This window comes from Cytobacillus sp. EB106-05-05-XG126, assembly GCF_058791715.1.
In genome coordinates this window covers 1-22,889 of record NZ_JBYTDU010000004.1, presented here as the reverse complement: position 1 = coordinate 22,889, position 22,889 = coordinate 1, and the positions used below count along the sequence as shown (strand labels likewise).

At 43.0% G+C, this 22,889-nt stretch carries 19 protein-coding genes; 14 read left to right on the top strand and 5 right to left on the bottom strand.

From position 1 onward, the window contains the following. Nucleotides 1–87 precede the first annotated feature (87 nt). From AC3WTL_RS14680 to AC3WTL_RS14655, 6 genes are all read left to right on the top strand, one after another. The gene (locus AC3WTL_RS14680; protein ID WP_248348875.1) at nt 88–1,326 is read left to right on the top strand and encodes an ATP-binding protein; all 1,239 of its coding nucleotides are present in this window, start codon (nt 88–90) and stop codon (nt 1,324–1,326) included. A gap of 259 nt (nt 1,327–1,585) precedes the next feature. Beyond that, entirely contained in the window at nt 1,586–5,104 is a 3,519-nt protein-coding gene (locus tag AC3WTL_RS14675) for a bifunctional 2',3'-cyclic-nucleotide 2'-phosphodiesterase/3'-nucleotidase (RefSeq protein WP_492369662.1), read from the top strand. Nucleotides 5,105–5,332: 228 nt separating this feature from the next. After that, the gene (locus AC3WTL_RS14670) at nt 5,333–7,720 is read left to right on the top strand and encodes an immune inhibitor A domain-containing protein (RefSeq protein ID WP_222498494.1); all 2,388 of its coding nucleotides are present in this window, start codon (nt 5,333–5,335) and stop codon (nt 7,718–7,720) included. 167 nt (nt 7,721–7,887) lie between these two features. Beyond that, the gene (locus AC3WTL_RS14665) at nt 7,888–9,012 is read left to right on the top strand and encodes a DEAD/DEAH box helicase (protein ID WP_222498496.1); all 1,125 of its coding nucleotides are present in this window, start codon (nt 7,888–7,890) and stop codon (nt 9,010–9,012) included. A 125-nt stretch (nt 9,013–9,137) separates the two neighbouring features. Continuing rightward, nucleotides 9,138–10,619, top strand: a complete 1,482-nt coding sequence (locus AC3WTL_RS14660; RefSeq protein ID WP_492369741.1) for an amidase family protein — start codon at nt 9,138–9,140, stop codon at nt 10,617–10,619. Between the two features lie 58 nt (nt 10,620–10,677). Continuing rightward, nucleotides 10,678–10,812: a hypothetical protein gene (locus tag AC3WTL_RS14655; RefSeq protein ID WP_258549819.1), complete on the top strand. Its 135-nt coding sequence runs from the start codon at nt 10,678–10,680 to the stop codon at nt 10,810–10,812. Nucleotides 10,813–11,182: 370 nt separating this feature from the next. On the opposite strand, the gene AC3WTL_RS14650 is transcribed toward AC3WTL_RS14655, so the two are convergent. Continuing rightward, nucleotides 11,183–12,709, bottom strand: coding sequence for an FAD-dependent oxidoreductase (locus tag AC3WTL_RS14650; RefSeq protein WP_248348869.1), 1,527 nt, complete (start codon nt 12,707–12,709; stop codon nt 11,183–11,185). A gap of 207 nt (nt 12,710–12,916) precedes the next feature. Between AC3WTL_RS14650 and AC3WTL_RS14645 the strand changes: the two genes are divergently transcribed. The 5 genes from AC3WTL_RS14645 to AC3WTL_RS14625 all read left to right on the top strand — a co-directional run bounded on the left by AC3WTL_RS14645 (nt 12,917) and on the right by AC3WTL_RS14625 (nt 18,378). Beyond that, a complete protein-coding gene (locus tag AC3WTL_RS14645; protein WP_222498500.1) occupies nt 12,917–13,150 on the top strand; it encodes a hypothetical protein in 234 nt (77 codons plus the stop codon). A 24-nt stretch (nt 13,151–13,174) separates the two neighbouring features. Then, nucleotides 13,175–14,338, top strand: a complete 1,164-nt coding sequence (locus tag AC3WTL_RS14640) for a GerAB/ArcD/ProY family transporter (protein ID WP_248348867.1) — start codon at nt 13,175–13,177, stop codon at nt 14,336–14,338. Next, nucleotides 14,335–15,924 (top strand): spore germination protein, encoded by a 1,590-nt coding sequence (locus tag AC3WTL_RS14635; RefSeq protein ID WP_248348865.1) that lies wholly within the window; start codon nt 14,335–14,337, stop codon nt 15,922–15,924. The genes AC3WTL_RS14640 and AC3WTL_RS14635 overlap by 4 nt, the downstream gene beginning before the upstream one ends. Further along, nucleotides 15,921–17,114 (top strand): Ger(x)C family spore germination protein, encoded by a 1,194-nt coding sequence (locus AC3WTL_RS14630; RefSeq protein WP_248348863.1) that lies wholly within the window; start codon nt 15,921–15,923, stop codon nt 17,112–17,114. Before AC3WTL_RS14635 ends, AC3WTL_RS14630 begins: the two co-directional genes overlap by 4 nt. Nucleotides 17,115–17,244: 130 nt before the next feature. Continuing rightward, entirely contained in the window at nt 17,245–18,378 is a 1,134-nt protein-coding gene (locus AC3WTL_RS14625) for a trans-sulfuration enzyme family protein (RefSeq protein ID WP_492369661.1), read from the top strand. Between the two features lie 5 nt (nt 18,379–18,383). On the opposite strand, the gene AC3WTL_RS14620 is transcribed toward AC3WTL_RS14625, so the two are convergent. Beyond that, nucleotides 18,384–18,875 (bottom strand): hypothetical protein, encoded by a 492-nt coding sequence (locus AC3WTL_RS14620; RefSeq protein ID WP_492369660.1) that lies wholly within the window; start codon nt 18,873–18,875, stop codon nt 18,384–18,386. A 174-nt stretch (nt 18,876–19,049) separates the two neighbouring features. Here AC3WTL_RS14620 and mutM point away from each other — a divergent pair, with 174 nt between their 5' ends. Continuing rightward, nucleotides 19,050–19,859, top strand: coding sequence for a bifunctional DNA-formamidopyrimidine glycosylase/DNA-(apurinic or apyrimidinic site) lyase (gene mutM / locus AC3WTL_RS14615; protein WP_492369659.1), 810 nt, complete (start codon nt 19,050–19,052; stop codon nt 19,857–19,859). A 34-nt stretch (nt 19,860–19,893) separates the two neighbouring features. On the opposite strand, the gene AC3WTL_RS14610 is transcribed toward mutM, so the two are convergent. Continuing rightward, the gene (locus AC3WTL_RS14610; RefSeq protein ID WP_175609172.1) at nt 19,894–20,037 is read right to left on the bottom strand and encodes a hypothetical protein; all 144 of its coding nucleotides are present in this window, start codon (nt 20,035–20,037) and stop codon (nt 19,894–19,896) included. Between the two features lie 179 nt (nt 20,038–20,216). Here AC3WTL_RS14610 and rraA point away from each other — a divergent pair, with 179 nt between their 5' ends. Together rraA and AC3WTL_RS14600 are read left to right on the top strand one after the other, a co-directional pair. Beyond that, on the top strand, nt 20,217–20,696 hold the full coding sequence (gene rraA, locus AC3WTL_RS14605; RefSeq protein ID WP_492369658.1) for a ribonuclease E activity regulator RraA: 480 nt from the start codon (nt 20,217–20,219) through the stop codon (nt 20,694–20,696). An 89-nt stretch (nt 20,697–20,785) separates the two neighbouring features. Beyond that, nucleotides 20,786–21,043: a hypothetical protein gene (locus AC3WTL_RS14600; RefSeq protein ID WP_197247327.1), complete on the top strand. Its 258-nt coding sequence runs from the start codon at nt 20,786–20,788 to the stop codon at nt 21,041–21,043. 31 nt (nt 21,044–21,074) lie between these two features. On the opposite strand, the gene AC3WTL_RS14595 is transcribed toward AC3WTL_RS14600, so the two are convergent. Both AC3WTL_RS14595 and AC3WTL_RS14590 read right to left on the bottom strand, forming a co-directional pair. Further along, the gene (locus AC3WTL_RS14595) at nt 21,075–22,010 is read right to left on the bottom strand and encodes a VanW family protein (RefSeq protein ID WP_222498512.1); all 936 of its coding nucleotides are present in this window, start codon (nt 22,008–22,010) and stop codon (nt 21,075–21,077) included. A gap of 174 nt (nt 22,011–22,184) precedes the next feature. Beyond that, nucleotides 22,185–22,694 carry a hypothetical protein gene (locus AC3WTL_RS14590; RefSeq protein ID WP_492369657.1) on the bottom strand — a complete coding sequence of 170 codons (510 nt, stop codon included), beginning with the start codon at nt 22,692–22,694 and terminating at the stop codon, nt 22,185–22,187. Nucleotides 22,695–22,889: the final 195 nt, after the last annotated feature.

Here is a 22,889-nt window from a genome sequence, read left to right as displayed (position 1 = left end):
ATATAACATAATATACATGTTTCGACACAAACGTATATAATAGTGCTAAAGGCATACAATTAATAGAGTTAACCAAGGAGCATGTAAATGAAAGGCTTTAATCAAGATACTTTGATAAAAGAAGAAACAAAAGCAGTCACCCTTTTTATCTGGCTGTTTTATATTATTTTAACGCTTTATGATTTATTTTATTATTATCTGCTTCCACTTAATACAGGCGGCACTGCCGGGCTCCCGGATGGAGGGCTCGGATGGGGCTATTATCTGGCTATTACCGGTCTTTTGCCGTTTGGGCTTTATTTTATCAGGACGAAACGGCCTTTTCTCGTAAAATACTTATTTTTTGCAGGTTTTTCCCTGATTGATTTTAGCAGCAGCATGCTGATTTATTTTGGTGAATCGAAGGAATTCCAGAGCGGAAGCGCAGTAGAACTTTTGTTTATTATATTTGCACCGATTTTTGTGAATAAGCGCTATTTTTGGATTGTAACCGGGGGGATGGTTGCGAAGTATCTTCTGGCTGGTTTGATACTGAGCAGCCAGAAGGTAATGGTGCCAATCGTGCTTTTGATCATTTTTTCAAGTGTTTCATATGTTCTGCTGAACCGCTTCTATTCATATATTCACTCGCTGACACATGTTTTCCAGGAACTCCGCCAGACGGAAAAGCTGGCTGCTGTCGGACAGATGGCTTCGGCAGTGGGCCACGAAGTGAGAAATCCTTTAGCAGCATTAAGGGGGTTTACTCAGCTGCAGATGGAAAAGCACACTGAAGATAGGGATCGATATAAAATTATGATTGAGGAGATCGACCGCATTAATCTGATTGCCGATGACCTTATGATCCTGAGCAAACCAAGGCTGCCTATGTTTAAGAAAGTTGAACTGAACGCAGTGATTAACTATGTCATCTCAATCATACATGAACAGGCAGCCAACCAGAACATCCGTCTTGAAACAAAAAATTTGGAATCTGTTCCTAAAGTTCATTGCGACGAAAATATGCTGAAGCAGGCTTTTATTAATTTGGTCAAGAATGCAATGGAATCTATGACAGAAGGCGGCACGATCCTGATTTCGGCCAAAGTGGCGGAGGATGATCAGGTTTTGATCAGCATTAAAGATGAAGGCTGCGGGATAGAAGCAGAAAATATGGAACGGGTCGTGGATCCATTTTATACAACTAAACCGGATGGAACCGGTTTAGGACTGATGGTTACCAAGCAAATTTTGGATGAACACAAGGCGGGAATCACGTTTGAAAGTGAAAAGGGGAAAGGGACAATTGTAAACCTTACTATTCCTATAGAGCAGCCAACCCAATAAGCGAATTTAAGGGATGTCATTCCATGTACAGGGCAGACCCGGAAAATAGTAACTGATATTATGATAATACAATCCGAAATTGTGCAGCACCCTATGAGGGTGCTGTATTTTTTTAGGTAAATAGGCTACTTTTTTACAGAAATTTAATAATTTTTCCATGTTAATTCCGACTAATTGCTCATTCTCAAATAAGTCTAAAAATAGATAGAATTATGAATGTTATCATCCTAATCTACTAATATCGAGGAGATGTATCCATTTGAAAAATCCTGCGCGCAAATTAGGTAAAACAATTCTTGCTGCAACTATGTCCCTATCTGTCTTGGCAGCTCCTGTTTCATATGATTCTGTAATGGCAGCAAAGCCTGATCATACAGGAAAACCTGAACATCAATTCAGCCATGAAGTAAGCCTGCGGATACTGGGAACAACAGATATACATACACATCTTTATAACTATGATTACTATAAAGATGCAGAAACCATTGAATTTGGTCTGGCTAAAACAGCTACCTTAATCAAACAGGCAAGAAAAGAAGCAAAGAATACATTATTATTCGACAATGGCGACTTAATTCAAGGAAATCCGCTTGGCGATTATAAAGCAAAAGTAGATAAGCTTGAGGATGGGGAAGTGCACCCTGTTTTCAAGGCTATGGAACTATTAGATTATGATGCCGCTACGGTAGGAAACCATGAATTCAATTATGGGCTCGATTATCTGGATGAGGTCCTGGATGATTCGCCATTTCCTTATGTGAATGCCAATGTCTACAAAGATGACCACGATCTAAATCCGGAAAATGATAAAAATTATTTTAAGCCATATAAAATCATCAAGAAAAAAATGGTTGATGAAAAAGGCAGAAACCAGGTTATTAAGGTTGGGGTTATCGGTGCTGTGACTCCGCAGATTACACAATGGGACAAAGCCAATCTTGATGGAAAAATCATCACAAAAGACATTGTAAAATCAGTAGAAGCTAATATTCCTAAAATGAAAGAAGAAGGTGCGGACATTATCATTGCGCTTGCACACTCCGGCATGGGGGATGCAGCATATGCTGAAATGGAAGAGAATGCAGCCTACGACTTAACAAAAGTAGAAGGCATTGATGCGGTCATTTCCGGACACAACCATAAGAATTTTCCGGGAGATTTCACCGATCTTCCTGGAGTAGATACAGAAAAGGGAACGGTCAACGGGGTGCCGTTCATCATGCCGGGCAGCTGGGGCAACCAGCTTGGCGTTATGGACCTGACCATTGCCAAGGTAAAGGGCAAGTGGCAGGTTAAGGATTCCCAGTCATCTTTAAGGTCTATTTTCAGAAGCTATAAAAATGAATCCGGCGCGACCGTCAAGGAAAGCCTGGCAGATGCAGATCCTGCTATTTTGAAAGCTGTAAAGGAAGAGCATGAAGGAACCGTGAATTATGTCCGCCAGCCTGTCGGGGAAACAACAGCGGATATCCACAGCTATTTTGCACTTGTAAAAGATGATCCTTCCATTCAAATTGTAACGAATGCACAAAAGTGGTATATCGAGAAGCAATTAATAGGAACACCGGATGAAAATACACCCGTGCTTTCAGCGGGAGCCCCTTTTAAAGCAGGCGGCCGCAACGGGGCGAGCTATTACACATATATCCCTGAAGGCACAATCGCCATCAAAAATGTAGCTGATCTATATTTGTATCCCAATACAGTCGCTACGGTAAAAATTAAAGGTGCAGATGTGAAAGAATGGCTTGAAATGTCTGCAGGGCAGTTCAATCAGATAAAAGAAAATGAAGCAGGAGAACAGTCTCTCATTAATAATGATTTCCCTACTTATAACTATGATGTAATCGATGGTGTGACATATGAGATCGATGTAACAGAACCTGCTAAGTATGATAAGGATGGCAAGCAGATTAATGCTGATGCAAACAGAATCAAAAATCTTCAGTATAACGGAGCACCTATTGATCCAGATCAGGAATTCATCGTTGTAACAAATAATTATCGGGCCAGCGGCACTTTCCCTGGAGTCAGAAACAACACAGCAGTAGAGCTTTATCCGGATGAAAACCGCCAGGCAATCATTGATTATATCCGTGAAGAACAAACCATCGATCCTTCTGCAGATGCCAATTGGTCATTTGCACCGGTTGCCGATGAAGTAAATGTAACGTTTGAATCTTCACCGGATGCAAAGAATGCAATTGCTGAAGGCAGCGGAATCGGCTACGCCGGTGAAGCAGGCAATGGCTTTTCGAAGTATTCGCTTCAATTTCCGGAGCCAAAGCCTTTTGAAGTCCAGCTTTTGGGAATCAATGATTTCCATGGCCAGCTTGATACATTTAATGCCGGCTTGAATGCGGGCGGAGTCGAATATTTAGCTGCACATTTAAAACAGCGAGAAGCAGCGAACCCCAATACAATCATGCTGCATGCCGGTGATGCAGTCGGGGCGAGCTCCCCTGTTTCTGCCCTTCTTCAGGACGAGCCTACCATTAATATGCTTAATGAGATCGGTTTTGATATAGGTACAGTCGGAAACCATGAATTCGATGAAGGGGTAGATGAAATGCTCCGTCTCATCAATGGCGGTGCCCATCCTAAAACGGTGGAGAAGTATGGTGAGTTTGAAGGAGCAGACTTTCCGTATGTTGCAGCAAATGTAGTCGATGAAACAACAAAGGAACCAATCCTTGATCCATATGTTATTAAAGAAGTAAATGGAGTGCCTATCGGCTTTATTGGCATTGCCTATTCCGATACTCCTGGAATCGTAACGCCAAGCGGAACAGCTGGAGTAGAATTCACAGACGAAGCGGAAGCGATCAACAAGTACACGGCAGATCTGAAGGAGCAGGGCGTTAAATCGATTGTGGTCATTACTCACAATCCTGCAGTGTCTGATTTGGATGGGGCTAATCCTCAAGAAGAACTCGCAGAAATTGCAAATGCGGTTGATGATGAAGTGGATGTGATGTTCGGCGGGCACAATCATAAGTACACAAACACTGTAGTAGACGGAAAATTGCTTGTTCAATCCTATTCATATGGTACAGCTTTCTCTGATGTAGATTTAACAATTGATCCGGTTTCCGGAGATATTGTTGCTAAAAAAGCTGAGATCGTAAACGCTGCACGTGATATTGAACCAGATGCTGTAATCAAGGAGATGCTGGATGCTTATGTTGCTGATGCAGCTCCAATTTTAAATGAGGTTATCGGCCATACTTCAACTGGTATTTCGAGGGATGTAAATGCTGACGGAGAGTCTCCGATGGGGAACCTGATTGCAGACTCCATGATTGCACAGACCAATACTGACTTTGCCTTCATGAACTCAGGCGGCGTCCGTGCAGGCATTGATGCAGGAGATATTACGTGGAAAGAAGCTTTTACAGTACAGCCTTTCGGAAATGACCTTGTGACATTGACATTGACCGGTGCGCAGATTAAAGAACTTTTCGAACAGCAGTGGGGTTCAAAAGAAAGAATTATGCATGTTTCCGGTTTAAAGGTGACGTATGATTCTTCGAGAGCTGCTGGAGATCGCATCGTTTCTTTAGTAAAAACCGATGGAACGCCAATCACTGCAGAACAAGAATATTCTGTGACAGTAAACAATTATATGGCTGATGGGGGAGACGGTTACAGCGCCCTGTTAAACGGCAAGAACCGCACTGTGGATATCGTCGACCTTGATGCTTTACTCAACTACATCAAAGAACAGAAAGAAGTAAACCCAGTGGTTGAAGGAAGAATTACCAAATTGAATAAATAAAAGCAAGGGGGCATCAGAGCAGTCTGATGCTCTCTTTTTTATACCCATGAATAAGCATTAATACCCAGTTATTTTTTTGCGCTGAATAAATTGAACACAATTACCTATTAAAATGTTATCAAAATATTAAAATAACAGTATTGTTAGACTATTAAAAACTTTATGTTAGTTTGATAGAATTAATCTCGCACTTCGAAAATTCAGAAAAACTAAATAGGAGGCTATAAGATGAGTAATAAGAATAAACCTTTTAAGGTTGTATCTTCCATTACAGCCAGCACGATGATGGCAGCTGCACTATTTGCGGGATCTTTTGCCGGGACAACAGCAGCTCCTTCAAAAGCTTCAGCAGAAGAAATTTCAGCACCGATTGATTTGAACATTGTGAATGAAGACCGGCTGGGGAAGGCATTAAAAGACAGAGGATTGGTTAAAAAGGATGCTTCCTCTAAAGAAATAGAAAAGGCAGTTAAGGAGTACATAAAAGAAAAGCAAGGTGAAAAGCAGCCTGGAAGTACAAAAAATAGCCATGACCATAAGGATGAGTTTGACAAAAAAACAAAAGATTTTTTAACCAAACAAAAAGACAAGCTGTCAAAGCAGCTGAATAAGGGTCATAAAAACTTTAAAAAGGGCAAACCGGACGGATATGTAAAAGTAGATCCGGCCAAAGAAGCAAACTACAATGGTGATGTCAGAACAGACAAAGTGCTTGTGCTTTTAACTGAATTTGAAGATTTCAAGCATAACAATGTAACACAGGAAGAGGGCTACATGTACGCTGATGATTTCAGCAAAGAGCACTATGAAAAACTGATGTTTGGCGATACTGAATTTGAATTATTTAATGGAGATAAAGTAAAAACATTTAAGCAATTCTATGAAGAGCAGTCCGGAGGCAGCTATACGGTGGACGGCACTGTGTCTGAATGGCTGACGGTCCCTGGAAAAGCGGGCGATTATGGTGATGATAACCCTACCGGAGGCCATGACAATTTATCTCCTCTAGGACCTCGCGACTTAGTAAAAGAGGCTTTAAAAGCAGCTGTAGACGCTGGGATGGATCTTTCAGAATACGATGAATTTGATCTATATGATTTAGATGGAGATGGAAACCTTAACGAGCCTGATGGATTGGTTGACCATCTAATGATTATCCACGCTGGTACAGGACAGGAAGCTGGCGGAGGTGCGCTCGGTGATGATGCCATCTGGTCTCACCGCTGGACGCTTGGCGGAGTATTTGCAGTTCCGAATACAACTGCCAAGGTAGATTATTGGGGCGGAAAAATGGGCGCATTTGATTATACGATTCAGCCTGAAGATGGAGCTGTCGGGGTGTTTGCCCATGAGTTCGGACATGATTTAGGATTGCCGGACGAGTATGATACGCAATACACCGGTCAAGGTGAGCCGGTTGCTTCCTGGTCCATCATGAGCGGAGGCAGCTGGAACGGCAAAATAGCTGGTACAGAGCCAACCAGCTTCTCACCGCAAAACAAAGAATTTTTCCAAAAAGGAATGGGCGGAAACTGGGCCAATATTATGGAAGTAAATTATGAAGATATTGATAAAAAAGGTTTGGCAACAGTTATTGACCAAAGTGTAACCAAATCTAAAAACCCGGGAATTGTAAAAGTAAATCTTCCTGAAAAAGAAGTGAAGGGAATTGAACCTGCGTTTGGAGAGAAATATTACTACAGCACGAAAGGTGATGACCTTCATACCACTTTGACGACGCCTGAATTCGACTTAACAACTGCGGAAGCTGCTGTCTTCAATGCGAAAGTTTATTATGATATTGAGTTTGATTATGATTATCTGACAGTTACTGCAACATCCGATGGCACAGAAACAGTAATTGATACAATTGGTGATGAAGATACAGACGGCGATGCCCGTGCAGAATCTTCAAAAGGACAATGGGTGGATAAGGAATATGACTTAAGCGGATTTGCCGGTAAAAAAGTTAGCCTGAAATTCGAATATGTAACAGATGGCGGCTTAGCATTGGACGGATTTGCGATGGATGAAATCACTGTAACAGCTGATGGAAATGTGATTTTCTCAGACGATGCTGAAGGCGCCTCTCAGATGGCACTTGACGGATTCATTGTTTCCAACGGAATCAGCTTTGCGAAGAACCATTATTACCTTGAATGGAGAAATTACGCAGGCTCCGATACAGCCCTTGCCCAATCAAGAGGTGTAAAATACAACACTGGTTTAGTTGTTTGGTATGCTGATGACAGCCACACAGACAACTGGGTTGGCGTTCATCCGGGAGAAGGTTTTCTTGGAGTGGTGGATTCACATCCGGAAGCCATTACCGGTCTGTTAGATGGCAAAGAAACAGTATCTCAAAGCACAAGATATCAGATTGCGGATGCTGCGTTCTCCTTGGACAAAGCACCAGCATGGGAAGTAAGTTCGCCAACCCGCGGGGATTATGACTACCCTGGCCTTAAAGGAATTTCAGTTTTTGATGATTCCAACAAGTACATCAACAGTCTGATTCCTGATGCAGGACGAATTGTTCCTGAACACGGCTTGAAATTCCAAGTGGTCGGTGAAGCCAAGGACAACTCTGCCGGAGCTGTATGGATTCATAAGTAAGTATTAAGGCACGGATGCCAGAAATGGCTTCGTGCCTTTTCCTGTTAAGGGTGGACAACTTCCTGCCTATAAGCTAGTATCATTACCGATACTAGTTTTTTCCGATTTTTCGGCTATACTAAAAATAATTTATCTGATTACACGCAATAAAGTTAAAGGAGTAACATATGACACAATTTTTTATTGAAAATATGAAACCATTTATCCTGGAGGCATGGAAAAAGTCTGCGTTTACTCAGCCGACGACCATTCAGGCAGAAGCGGTTCCTCCGGCTTTGGAGGGCAGGGATATTATTGCCGAGTCTCCGACTGGAACAGGCAAGACACTTGCTTACCTGCTGCCGGTCCTGGAAAAAATTGATCCGGATAAACAGGCGGTACAGGCTGTCATTTTAGCCTCTTCACAGGAGCTTGTGATGCAGATATTAAGCGAGATCCAAAAATGGGCTGAAGGCAGCGGAATTAAAGCAGCTTCTTTTATCGGCGGAGCCAATGTGAAAAGGCAGCTTGAAAAATTAAAGAAGCATCCGCACATTGCTTTAGGAACGCCGGGACGGGTGCTCGAGCTGATTAAACAAAAAAAGCTGAAAATGCATGAAGTCAAAACCGTTGTCCTGGATGAAGGTGATCAGCTTCTCGTTAAGGAACACACTCAGACGGTTCAAAACATTGTTAAATCTACACTTAAAGAACGCCAGGTCCTGCTGTTTTCAGCGACACTGCCGCCGGTTGTTGAGCAGCTTGCAAAAGAACTGACAGCTGATGCTGAAGTCATTCGTGTCGAGAAGGATGAAACCATTCAGGCTGCGGGTGTGGACCATATTTATTTTGTGGCAGAAGCGCGGGACAAAATCAAAATGCTCGAAAAGGTCTCAAGGCTTGAAGATATAAAGGCACTGGTATTTGTCAAGGATATCGGCAACCTCACGGTAATGGCCGAAAAGCTTGATTTTAAAAATATCTCTTCAAGCACTCTGCACAGCGACCTGAGCAAATTTGACAGGCAGAAAGCCATCAAGAACTTCCGCACGGGCAAAACGAATATGCTGATTGCCACAGATGTTGCGGCAAGAGGGCTGGACATCAAGGGAGTCACCCATGTCGTACATTTTGACTTCCCGAAGGATATGAATCAATATGTCCACCGCTCGGGAAGAACAGGAAGATTCGGCGCAGGCGGAACCGTTATTTCTCTCGTCACTGAAAGAGAAGAGCGAGAACTTAAAAAAATGGCGAAAGAACTGGGCCTCACTGCCGAAAAGAAAGTCATGCGCGGCGGCCAAATCGTTTAAAAATAAAGTGCCGGGCACCTATATCAATTGGTGCCTGGCATTTTTTTATAAAAAGGAATTTCTCCTTTTCTAAGCGAATTAGTAAGTGGAACTTTATTTCACTAAAGAATAAGGGGAAATCAATGATGGAGAATCCAAGGCTAAAGAATTTTCATGATGATTATTTGCTTGAAGCCACGATAGAAGAACTGCAGGAAAAAATGCAGAATGGGGAAATCACCTCCAAAGAAATTGTATTAATGTATATGAACCGAATTGGTCAGCTGGATCAAAACATTCATTCTGTTTTGGAACTCAATCCGGATGCACTGCATATTGCAGCTGCTCTTGATGCGGAAAGAGAAAAGAAGGGGCCGCGCAGCCCTCTTCATGGAATACCTATATTGTTAAAGGATAATATGGATACAGGAGACAAGATGCAGACAACTGCCGGGTCACTTGCTTTGAAGGATCACTATGCACAAAGTGATTCATTTGTGGTTTTTCAATTAAGAAAAGCGGGAGCCGTCATTATCGGAAAAACGAATATGACAGAATGGGCCAATTTTATGACAGAAGGGATGCCGAGCGGATACAGCTCACGGGGCGGACAGACCTTAAATCCTTATGGGCCTGGGAAATTTGATGTAGGAGGTTCGAGCGCAGGATCCGGAGCCGCTATTGCCGCTAATTTTGCAGCTGCAGCCATTGGAACGGAGACATCAGGCTCCATACTAAGCCCTGCCAGCCAGAATTCTCTCGTTGGAATAAAGCCGACAGTGGGACTTGTCAGCCGAACCGGAATTATTCCAATTGCCCATAGCCAGGACACTGCAGGGCCTATGGCAAGAACGGTAAAGGATGCAGCATTATTATTGAACGTGCTGGCAGTCTCTGATGAAAATGATCCGGTTACCCTGACAAATCAGGATCTGCAGGGCAAGGATTTTACCGCTTTCCTTGATGAAAATGGACTGCATGGCGCACGAATCGGCATTGCCAGAGAGACCTATTTTGACTACTTAAGTTCTGAGAAGCTCGCCGTTATGAATCAAGCTGTAGCCCAGTTAAATGAACTGGGGGCAGAGGTGGTCGACGAAATAGTGATTCCTTCCACAAAAACTGAGTGGAGCTATGACGTCCTGACTTATGAATTTAAAGCGGATGTGAATGCCTATCTGCGGACTGTCGCCCCGCACCTTCATATTCGCACCCTGTCCGATGTCATTAAGTTTAATGAAAAAAACAGTGAAAAGTGCTTGAAATACGGTCAATCCATTCTGATTGAAGCGGAGGAAACAAGCGGAGATTTAAAAGAAATGGCCTATATATCAGCACTTGAGAAGGATATCTATTTTTCCGGGGAGCAGGGCATTGACTATGTAATGCAGGAGCATAATCTGGATGCCATCGTGTTCCCGAATAATTATGGAGCAGGCATCCCGGCAAAAGCGGGATATCCATCCATCACAGTACCGGCCGGGTATACCCCGGAAGGAGAGCCGGTGGGCATTACATTTACAGGGCTTGCCTATAGTGAGCCGCTCCTGATCAAACTTGCTTATGCCTTTGAACAGGCTACGAGTCATAGGAAAGCACCTGAACTTGGAGTGCCGGCATCAGAATAACTGGTTCATAATTGACTCATACTACTCCTGATAAAACAAAAAAGGAGCAGATGAGAATATGGGCAGAACCAAACTTGGAAATGGCAATGCACAGCGCAATAACAATAAACACAGACCGCAGCGAACAAGCGAAGAGCTTGTTGAATTCACAACCGGCAGTAAAGAAAAGAAAGAAAACAACGTGCAGGACTGATGAACAATCCTCCTTTTTAAAGGGGGATTTTTTTTGCTGCCGCTATTCGAAAATAAAAATGAGCTATACGGTAGTAAAACGGTTTATCCGAAAATAAAAATGAGCTATCTGCAAGTAATATCCAGTTATCAGAAGGTAAAAGCGGGCTCCAGCAGTTCAACATCTATAAGGAAGCCATATTTACAGCCCAAATGTCTAACCGCACATAATAATGGGCTATCCGCACAGAAAAAATCTTATCCGCACATAAAATTCAGCTATCCTCACAGAAAATACGTTTTTCCGCACATAAATGGATGGGAATCCGATCAATTACCGCAAATTCCACAAAAAAGACAGTTTCCCATAGGAGACTGTCTATAAAATATTATTATTCTTCCACTTTCTTCAGCGGTTTGGCCGCCGGACCTTCCACAACGGTCCCATCATAGGAAAAGCGGGAGCCGTGGCATGGGCAGTCCCATGTGCGGTCACCATGGTTCCATTCGCATTCACATCCCATGTGGGTGCAGGTTGTATCCACAAGGTGAAGGCTGCCTTCAGGATCCCTGTATGCCCCTGTCCGTTTGCCTTTGATCATCACGACGCCGCCCTCATCTTTTGACAGATCTCCTGTTTCTTTTGGCACGAATTCAAGCTTGCCTTTGATCAGCTGTCCGGCAACATCTGTATTGGCTGCTATAAATTTTTTGATGCTTGGGTCAGCCTGGAATCTGGATGGCGTAAACAGGTCGGCATAAGGGTTGTCTCTTTCCATAATCTGATCCTTTATCAGCATGGCAGCTGCTGTCCCGTTTGTCATACCCCATTTCCGGTAGCCTGTTGCGACAAAGATATTCTTCTGTTTGGACGTGATCGGGCCGATATAAGGGACCTTATCAAGTGTGTATAAATCCTGGGCAGACCATCGATAAGGATAATCGGTAATACCAAGCACCTCTTCTGCAAAGACTTCCAGGGCGTCGTAGTGCTTCATTGTATCCGGCCCATGTCCTGTTTTGTGGCTGTCGCCGCTCACTAAAATGAGCTTGTCTCCATTAAAGGGTGTGTACCTCAGCGAGCGGGTCGGTGAATCGGCACTGTAATACATGCCTCCAGGGAAGTCCTCTTTAATTTTTACGCCAAGTACATAAGATCTTTCCGGAGATAATCTGGAAAAATAAAACCCTTTCATATCTGCAAAAGGGAAGTGGGAAGCCGCAATGACATATTTGCATTTCAGGCGATGCCCATCTCTTGTTACAACATCAGGAAGACTGCCTTCTTCAATATCTGCTGCTGTTGTATTTTCATATACAATTCCTCCCAAATCCACAAAGTCTTTAAGCAGCTTTTTCAAGTATTTAACCGGATGGAACTGGGCCTGGTCAAACATGGAAAGCACGGCAGTCGTGTTGATGTTAAACGGAATGCTCTCCTTCATTCCGTGTGGGATTCCGAGTTTTTCATAGGCTTGCCGCTCTTTATCGACTTTTTGTGCATACTCTTCCGATACAGCGTAGATGATTGCTTCTTCATTACTGAAGTCGCATTCAATTTGTTTTTCAGTTACTGTGTTCCGGACGAAATTCAGTGCATCAGCCGAAGCCTGATAATAGAGCTTGGCTTTTTCCACGCCAAAGTGGCTGATCAATTCATCATATATTAAGCCATGCTGTGCCGTCACTTTGGCTGTTGTATGGCCAGTGGTGCCGTTCAGGATATTGCCTGCTTCAAGAATCGCCACTTTAAAGCCTTCCTTGGCAAGAAGGTACCCTGCCGTTATCCCGGTAATGCCTCCGCCGACAATCGCAATGTCCGTATGAGCATCTTCTCTGAGCTTGTCAAAGGCAGGAAGTTCCTCTTCCCTCCAATATGGCTCAGGATATTGGGGTGTGTTGTGGTTGGATGTCGTCATATTTGTCCTCCTACGTTATATTCGTACATAATTTTTCCTGCAAACCCTATTTCTATACAATTTCTCCTTCTCTAACCATACCCATTAAATTGTTAATTAATCAGGGGAATGATAAATCCGGTTCTCTGCTGTTTTTTCCATCATTTTTGGATAAAATGTGCAGGCTGAGAAAGGATATACAGTATTGAATGATAATGGGGTACAGTCATGATTACATTTAGCTATCTGAGCATTTTTCTGTTATTGACTATATTAGCTGCACTTTTTGATATGAAAATATTTGATTATACGATCTGGGAAGCTTTGAGGAATTTACTGTTTACGGAGATTGCCACTGGAAGAATGATCATTATTGTTTCTGTACTTATTGGAATGCTTTCAAGTGCAGTCATTGATTTTCGTCTTTTTAAAGCAAAGAAAAAATCAGGATCATCCCGATGATATGTTGGCGGAGAAAGCTTGGACATGCTTAAAAGAACATACATTTTAAAAGGGATTGGTGATGGAATGTTAAAAGAGAATATCTCTCTCAGCCAGCTGCTGACATTGTTGATCAATTTCCTTTTAGGAAGCGCCATTGTTGTCGGAGTAGGCGGGGATGCCAAAAAAGATGCCTGGATTGCAATCGCAGCCGCCATACTGATTGGATTTGGTATCATGCTTTTCTATTATTTCTTAATAAGCCGGGTGCCTGGAAAAAATTTTTTCGAGCTGATGGAGTTTGGCTTTAAAAGGCCGCTTGCAATCATTTTTTCTATTTCTTACGTGGTTTATTTCCTATACCTTGCCTGCAGGGTGGTCCGTGATTTTGGAGAATTGATTGCTTCGGCCATTCTGCCGTCGACACCAATAGAAATTATCTCGCTGACCATCTGTCTGCTGATGGCTTATATTTTATATCTCGGACTTGAAGTCCTTGGCAGAACATCGGAAATTTTTACTCCGTATTTATTCGGATTTTTGTTTCTTCTAACCATCCTATTATTTGCAAGCGGCAATGCCAATTTACATGAGATTAAGCCTGTACTTGGAGATGGTCTAAAGCCTGTTTTGAATGCACTATTTCCCACTTTGATCGTGTTCCCTTTTGGTGAGCTAATTGCCTTTACACTCATTCTTCCGGTTGTAACCAACTTTAAATATTGTTTGCGTGTTTCATTGATGGGAGTGGGAATTGCAGGTGCTCTTTTATTATTTGCGATGTTTCTGATGATTGTCACACTTGGAGCTGATGCTTTGCAGCGTTCCAATTTTCCTATGCTCAGTTCTGCACGCGAAGTCTCCATCGGGAATTTTATTGAAAGAATAGATGCACTCGTTGTTTTTATTATGATGCTGGGGATATTGGTCAAGGGATCGGTGTTTTTGTTTGCTGGATTGAAAGGCCTGGAGTATACCTTCCGGCTTCCTTACCGGTATTTTTCATTGCCGGTAGCCATGATTGTTTCATCTTTTTCTATATTAATATCAGTAAATTTCGGTGATCATTGGCAGGAGGGTCTTGAGATGGTCCCATACTTCCTGCACTTGCCATTGCAGTTTGGACTGCCATCACTTCTGCTGATTGCAGTTTTATGGAAGCGGAGAAAGAAAAAGGCTAAACCCGGCGTGAAGGGGATGAAGTTTTGAGTATTCTTAAATCACTTTTAAAAATGCACAAAAAGAAAGAATATCCTGTTCAGCCTGCGGAAGCTGCGGACACTGGCCCAGACTTAAAAAGCATGAGTCTGGAACAGCTGAAAAAAAGAATAAATGCAGAGTTCGGCAGCACGGTTGATTTAAGCATGGATGAGCTGAAAACAGAAGGAAAAGATGCTTTACTCATCTATCTTACAACAATGATTGATACAAAATTATTAAAAGAAACGATCCTGCAATCGCTCAGCGGGAAGGAGGATGGCATTGAATTAACAACGGAGGACGATTTGAAATCGCTATGCAAAGAGAAATTCGGAGGGGCAGGCTACCAGCTGGTTGAGTCATTCGATGATATCATTACTGCACTTCTTTATGGCAACATCATTATCATTTTTAAAGATATGGAAAAAGCGCTTTCCCTTTCTATGGCCTCAGGTGAAGACCGTTCCATTACAGAGCCAAGCACCCAGACGGTTATTAGGGGGCCTAAGGATGGTTTTGTGGAATCGATATCAACAAATGTTAGTTTGCTGAGGAGAAGAATTAAAAATAGAAAGCTTCGCTTTGAAAAATTTATCATTGGATCTGAGACTAATACTTCTGTATACATCGGGTACATGGAAGGGATATCGAATGAGAAGATCGTCCAGGAAGTCCGCAAAAGGCTTGGCCAAATTAAAGTAAACGCCATATTTGAATCTGGAAATATTGAAGAGCTGATTGCAGACAAATCCGCTACACCCTTTCCGCTGGCGCTGAATACAGAAAGGCCTGATGCGGTGGCATCCAATTTGCTTGAAGGGAAAATTGCCATCCTTGTTGACGGGACTCCTTTTGTGCTGGTGGTTCCGGCTGTTCTGGTTGATTTCTTTTCCATTGCAGAAGATTATTATCAAAACTTCATGATGGGAAGCTTTTTAAGAATGATCCGGTATTTATCTTTTATGATCGCATTGATTACGCCATCCTTATATGTCGGGATTTTAACCTTTCACCATGAGCTTCTTCCGACACAACTGCTTCTCGGGATTATTGCACAGCGGGAAGGAGTGCCCTTTCCGGCAGTCATTGAAGTGCTTTTGATGGAAGTTACCTTTGAGATTCTGCGGGAAGCAGGTGTCCGGATGCCAAGGGCTGTCGGGCAGACAGTATCAATTGTAGGCGCTCTCGTCATCGGACAGGCAGCAGCAGAAGCAGGGATTATATCAAATATCATGGTCATAATTGTGGCCATTACAGCCATAGCCAATTTTGTATCACCCACTTATAGTTTTGCTGCTGCAGCAAGGCTGCTAAGATTCCTGCTGATTATCGTGTCGGCTTTCCTTGGCCTGTATGGAGTCCTGATTGTTCTTGTTTTTATTGTCGCCCATTTAAGCTCTCTCAGATCCTTTGGTGTTCCGTATCTATCACCAGTTGCTCCATTTATCATTGAGCAGCAGAAAGATGTCTTTTTCCGATTCCCGATTTGGAGCATGAGGAAGAGGCCTGCTTATTTAAAAACGCAGAATCCTGAAAAATTTCCAAAGACAGGGTCGCCTTCTCCTCCCCCAATGAAAGGAGAGCAGCCCAATTGAAAAAATTTGGTGTGATGTCCGCCATTGTTTTGACGGTTATATTGCTCTCTGGATGCTGGGACCAGAGAGAGCTGGGTGAAATAACCGTTGTGACAGGAATGGCTGTGGATAAGGGCGAGGATGGTAAATATACCCTGACTGTTGAAGGTATTAATGCAACAGAGTTGAATAACCGCACCGCCAGCGGCTATGCTCCATCCATTGTTTATTCTGCTGAAGGAAACTCTTTGGCTGAACTGACTTATAGAGTGAACGAAGGGATATCCAGGCATTTGATCTATTCCCACATGCGCACTCTGATTATCGGAGAAGAGCTTGCAGAAGAAGGCATTATTGACTTTATTGATTTCTTGGAGAGAAACAGAGAAATTCGGGATGATTTTAATATTTTGATTGCAAGAGGGGCCAAGGGCTCTGATGTTCTAAAAGTGACGTATCAATTCCAGAAATCAACTTCTTTAAAATTGCACACGCAGCTGGACACCATGATGAAGGATTGGGGTGGAGACCCAGGAGTGAGGATGAATGATGTTATTACAGCCTGGACCGCCCCGGGACGCCAGCCTGTAATGGCCGCTGTCAGGATTAAGGGTGACCCGGAAGCTGGCGCCAGTGCGGAAAATATGATGAAGGTCACCCCGGATGCGCTTGTCGTCCTGGACTCACTGGCAATATTCAAAGGTGATAAGCTGGAAGGGTTTCTGACATTGACGGATTCAAGAAATTACTTATGGATTCAGAATAAAATTAATAAAACATCCATTACCGTTAAGTGCAATGAAAGCCAGTATATGGGGCTTAGAGTATATGATACAAGGACAAAGGTTAAAGGTAAACTCGAAAATGGAAAAGCAAAGATAGATATAAAAATCAGAGCAGAGGCGTATATTGACGGGACTCATTGCAACGATCAGTTTGATAAGGCAAAGACATATGTTGAAAATGGAGAAATGGCCCAAAAGCAGATTAATGCTATGGTTGGAAAAACGATTGAGAAGGTTCAGCAGGAATATGGCACCGATATTTTTGGTTTTGGTGAATTTGTGCTGAGACAGGATTATAAGAATTTCAAAAAAGTCCAGAATAACTGGGATGAAAAATTTGCTGATGCAGATATACATGTAGATACAACATTAATCATTCGACGGACGGGCATCAGGACTAAAAGCTTTCTGAAGGAAGTCAAGTAGAATAGCGATCCTTTCATTCATTGACGCATAAAAGCTGTATTGATATAATTTTTTTATAAATTCAGCTAATTATTATTAAAAAGGTCTGGGCGCTTCTCCAGACTTATTTCTTTTAAAGGGGAAAGGCCAAATGAATTTCGAAACTTCTGTTCTGCATAAAAAGAATAACAGCAATCGCAAAATTAAAAGTAAAGTCACACCCATCTATCAAACTTCCGCTTTTGCATTCAGCGATCTTGATGAGCTGGAGGGATTTTATCAGGGGAACGGCAATTATCTTTATTCCCGGGTGGGAAATCCGAATACAGATGAGCTTGGTGAATTAATTGCCGGACTTGAAGGAGCACCGGCCGGGACAGCTGCCTCCTCCGGTTTATCTGCCATCCTCTCGGGAGTGCTTGCTGTGGTCAAAAGCGGAGACCATATTGTGGCCGCCGATGACCTGTACGGAGGCAGCTTCCATTTAATTAAGGAAGAGCTGACACATCTCGGTATAGAAGTTACCTTTGTGCCGTTTTCTGATCCTCATCAGGTGGAGGGGGCCATTAAGGAAAATACAAAACTTCTATACTCAGAAAGCATCACAAATCCACTATTGCGAGTGGAAGACCTTGAAGAAGTCGTCCGCCTGGCGAAGAAGCATCATCTCGTTACCCTGATTGATAATACATTTGCCACTCCGTATCATTGCCAGCCCTATTTGAAAGGCATTGATCTAGTCGTCCACAGTGCAACCAAATACATAGGCGGACACAGTGATATCACTGCAGGTGTCCTCGTGGGAGATGAAGAGCTGGTTGGAAAAGCGCGCGGCAAAATTGTAAACCTCGGGGCAAATCTAAGTCCGTTTGAAGCCTGGCTGACCTGCAGGGGAGCGAAAACGCTGGCTCTCAGAATGAAGCAGCAGTCTGCCAATGCCAGAAGAGTGGCAAGCGCATTAGAGCAAAACCAGGAAGTAAACAAAGTCTATTATCCTTTTCAGCACGGTGAAGAAGGGTTCGGCGCCATCGTCACAATTGAATTGTGTGAGAGTGCAGATGTGAATAAATTTTTCAAAGAGCTTGGATGGATAAAAATTGTGCCGACACTTGCAGGCGTTGAAACGTCCGTATCCCATCCCCTGACAACATCCCACCGGGCACTGCCTCCTGAAGTGTGCTGGGAGCTCGGCATTACCAAGCAGGTGGTAAGGATATCCATTGGCATTGAACATGCGGATGATATTATTGCACAGCTGAATGAGGCTGTTAATCGGAGTCTGTGAGGATCTTAGATATTCTCGAGCTGGTCAAACAGCCAAAACTTCAATAAAACCAAAAAAATAACAGTTAAGATGAAGTTTTTCAGACTGAAAGTCAACTTGCCATTCTTGGGCAAAACAATGCCCATTGAAACCAGGTACCAGAACCACTTCTTATTGGCCAACCTATTCAGATTGGAGAAATGCCCCTGCTGCTTCTTTTTATTTTCATGCCGGGCCCAGAGAAGTACAACGATGATATCAAGACATGAGCCGATGGAAATGGCTGTGATCACAAAAGTATTGGATGGCTGCCATTTTCCTTCGTTCTCAGCTGCTTTCTTTTCCTGATTGTGCTTTTGAATCTGGAGTTCTTTGGAGAAAGCAGAAGAAATTTCTGAAGGCTGTTCCTGTTGAAAAGTGGGTTTGAATGTGACAGCCGCAAAAATTAAACTTCCTAATAACGCCATATAAATGATAAAAAACATTAAAGCCTGATTGCTGGAATGGTTCTTTTGCATATGGAAAAACCTCCCTATATCATCATCGTACCATTTCTAACATCAAAATATTGGAAACTATTGTTACGGAAAGTTGAACAAACGAAAAAAATGGATTGTGCAGTTTTCAGGAATGAAGTGAATCCTTCCATTAAATACTAAGGTAACAGTATTTTAGGAAGGAGCTGACACACCATGCCTGAGCTTCCGGAAATGGAAACCTACAGAAGGCTGTTAACGGAGAAACTGGTCCCTAAAGTCATTACTGATGTAGAGGTAAACCGCGAAAAATCAATAAATGTGCAGCCTGCCCAATTCAAAAGTCAGCTGATTAATGTGCAAATAACGCAAATCCAAAGAAGGGCCAAGTACCTTATTTTTAAGTTGAGCTCCGGTAAAAATCTGCTGCTGCACCTTATGCTCGGGGGATGGATGTATATCGGCAGCGAAGCGGACAATCCTGACCGAACCAAACAGGTTATTATTTCTTTTGGTGATAAAAAGCTTTATTTTATTGGATTAAGACTTGGCTATCTGCATTTGCTGACAGACGCAGAGGTGGATAAGGAGCTTTCCCATCTGGGGCCGGAGCCTCTGGATCACATATTGGGATTTCCGGCCTTCCGGGAACTGATCGGAAGCAGAAGAGGAATGCTGAAAACGACATTTGTCAATCAAAAGTTTCTCTCCGGAATCGGCAACTGCTACAGCGATGAAATCTGTTTTGAGGCCGGACTGCTGCCAATGAAAAAAGCAGATGAATTGGATGAGGATGAAATAAAAATTCTGTATCAGTCCATGAAGGGCGTATTAACCCGGGCTATTCAGTTTGGGGGCTATATGGAAGAGCCCTTATTTAAAGGAGATGCCAAAACCGGGGGTTATAATGAGCAGTGCAGGGTCTATGACAGAGAAGGAGAACCATGCCTCCGCTGCAGCAGCCCTATAGTCAAAGAAGAAATATCCTCACGAAAAACGTTCTATTGTGCAAATTGTCAAAGCTAGAAAAGAGGCTGCCCATTCCGGCAGCCTCTTTTCACTACTCTTTCGAATCACTCTGAATCCTGTCAACAGTCGTGGAATCGCGGGAATCCATTGCACCCTTTAGAAAATGGACAAGCATAAATCCGACAAGCCCCAATGAAACAATAAAACCGATTGTAATAGCCCACATTAAAGCCATCCTTTAACCTCCCTTTTCTATTAGCGCAGAGTTTCCTTACTAAAAGATATATGCCTGAAATCTGCAATCTTTCCCTTTCGATTATGAAAAAAGGAAGGGAACAGGCTGCTGCATATCGAAGTATTGAAAGATGGCATAAAGAGGTTTACAGCCAAAAACGCTAAAGGAGGAGATCTCTTTTGGATTTTAAAACGGCGGACTTATGTGATGATCATAGCCAGGAGCTGCGTATTTGCCAGCAGGAGTTTAAATCTTATGGGCAAAAAAGCAAATTTTCCGGTCCCATTTCTACTGTTAGAGTGTTTGAAGATAACGTGCTGGTCAAAGAGGCGCTGGAGTCCATTCCGGAGGGAAGTGTGCTGGTGGTGGATGGCGGAGGTTCAAAAAGATGTGCACTAATGGGGGACAGGCTTGGTGAGATAGCTCAATCAAGAAAGCTTGCCGGTGTAATTGTTTATGGATGCGTTCGGGATACTGTGGAGCTTGGAAGCCTCGATACAGGCATCCTGGCACTTGGCAGCAACCCTTTAAAAAGCAGAAAGGAGGGAAAAGGGGACCGCAGCATTCCTGTTACATTTGGCGGGATTGACTGGAAGCCGGGTGATTATGTATATGCAGATGAAGATGGAGTGATTGTCTCTTCTGTACCACTTATTTAAAGATGAACACCCGCTTATGAGCGGGTGTTTTCTATCTTTGGCACCTTCCTGCTTAACACAGAATACCGTATCTAAAGGGGGTGCATAACATGATTATAATCTTTTTGCTTTTATGGGCAGCCGGCATTTATCTTTTGTTCCGCAGCAGGAAAGAGGAAGAAGAACACTTGGTGCTGAAGCTGATTGGCTATTATCTATTAGGGACATTTACTTTTAGCTTTAATGGCATTGTTCTGCCGGTTGGTTTTGTGATCAGTTTATTCCTGAAGCCCCGGCAGAACAGAAGCGTGAAGCGGGTCTCTGCGATTTTTGGGCTGGTAATAATGCTCCTTGGTCTTTTTTTATAGACTGTCGTAATTTCGAATGAAATGAAGGCTTTCAATCCTCTTTAACCGCTTCCTTTTCAATGCTGATTTCTTCCGGCAGCATTGTAGAAGCCTTTGGTACCTGGCGGGGCTCATAATCTATTTCATCAGATGAGTATACTCTGATCACCATCTGACCGTGCAGGGCTTTTGCCCGTATAAGCAGTGGTGAGCTGTAACGGTTCTTAAAGGTGAAATCAGGGCCATACCAGCTTACCGTTGCATCCCGTCCGGACGGTACATATGGAACCTTTTTGCTATGGGAATAACGCTCGAGCACCTTCACGCCTGCCCGGTCAACTGCATTGAACAGAGTGGAGGATACCTGGCAGATCCCGCCTCCGATATCTTCCGACAACTCCCCTCTAACGATCACTGGAGCGCGCATATAGCCTTTCCCCGCCGTTCTTTTGCCGACAGCACGATTAAAAGAAAATACTTCATTCGGAAAAACAACTGTATTATCAAGGGCTTCGGCTGCAAGCTGAATATTATGAGAGCGTGAGGTGTTATTTGGATTAAAATATGTAACATACTGGCCGATCATTTTAACCCGGATATGGGAAAGAAGGTCCCGATCGACTCGTGGATAAACGGGGAGCATCGGAATTTCAATTCTGGCCGGCCCTTTATGATAAAAATATGAATAAAAAATATCTGTGAATGCTTTACGATGCAGTATTCTGCCGGGTTTCTCCGCAACGATCCGCCCGCTATCACCTATATAAGCGTTCATAGGCGGAATATACGTCTGACGATCCAATTTCTCAAGCAGCTGAATGAACCGTTCACTATCTACCAGAGGGAGTCCGGGAAAAGGTATTTGATAGTCTATTCTGCTGATATTTGAAATGGATTCGCCGTTATTTTCGATGGATAAACCTTCTGGAAGTCCAGCAGTCTGTGTTTGAACTAATAACATAACCCCTAATATCCATGAGAAATACATATCACACTTCACCTCCGCCATTAGTATTGGCAGGAAAGAATTCTTTCATGTGCCGAAAAAACTGTTTATCAGGCAATTTCATCACCATTGGCCCTTGCTGTAAGAAGCAATTATGAAATGAAAAACAGACAAAAAAGGAAGCTCCGGTGATTGGGGCTTCCTTTTGAATGCATATTATTTTTTTTCATCAACCAGCTGGCAGTCTGCTGAGGAATCATCTTCATTTTTATCAACCCAGAGCTTGTACATTGCCTTCCCGTCACTAAGCGTTCCATCTGCCATATCCATTGGCAGCAGGGCGAAAAAGACGTAATAAAAGGAAAAATAGACAAATTGGTACCATAGCATATTAGCATCCAGAATGCCGATTCGGATCAAGTAATTCACAAGAAAAATACTGGCAATGTTAAAAATAGATCCTCCTAAAAAGATAAGCGATTTGGTCAATTTATTGCTGTATGTTAAAGAAGTGTACTCACACCCTCCATACCAGAAGTAAAACCGCCTAACCTCCAAAAACCTCATTGAGAATAGTATTTTACCTGTGCCAATTATAACCCGGATCCCTTTCCCGCCAAAAATGGCTGCAAAGAATATATGACCCAATAAATGAATGAGTGTCACTATTGGGAATACCACAAAAAAGGCTTGCATGAACTTCAAAAAATCATCATACCCAAACATGGGAAGACCTCCACTTCACTAGATGTATAAAAACTGCGCATTATTATTTGTTTGCATACCCCATGTGTACCCCCTTGTCCGCTGTTCTAACGTACATTCTTTTTCCAGATTTCCCAGCTTTATCGCAGTCTAACGGGCAGTAAGACCCCCATTCAAGACTCAGAGGAATCAAAGGAGGATAAGTGGGGGTCAAAC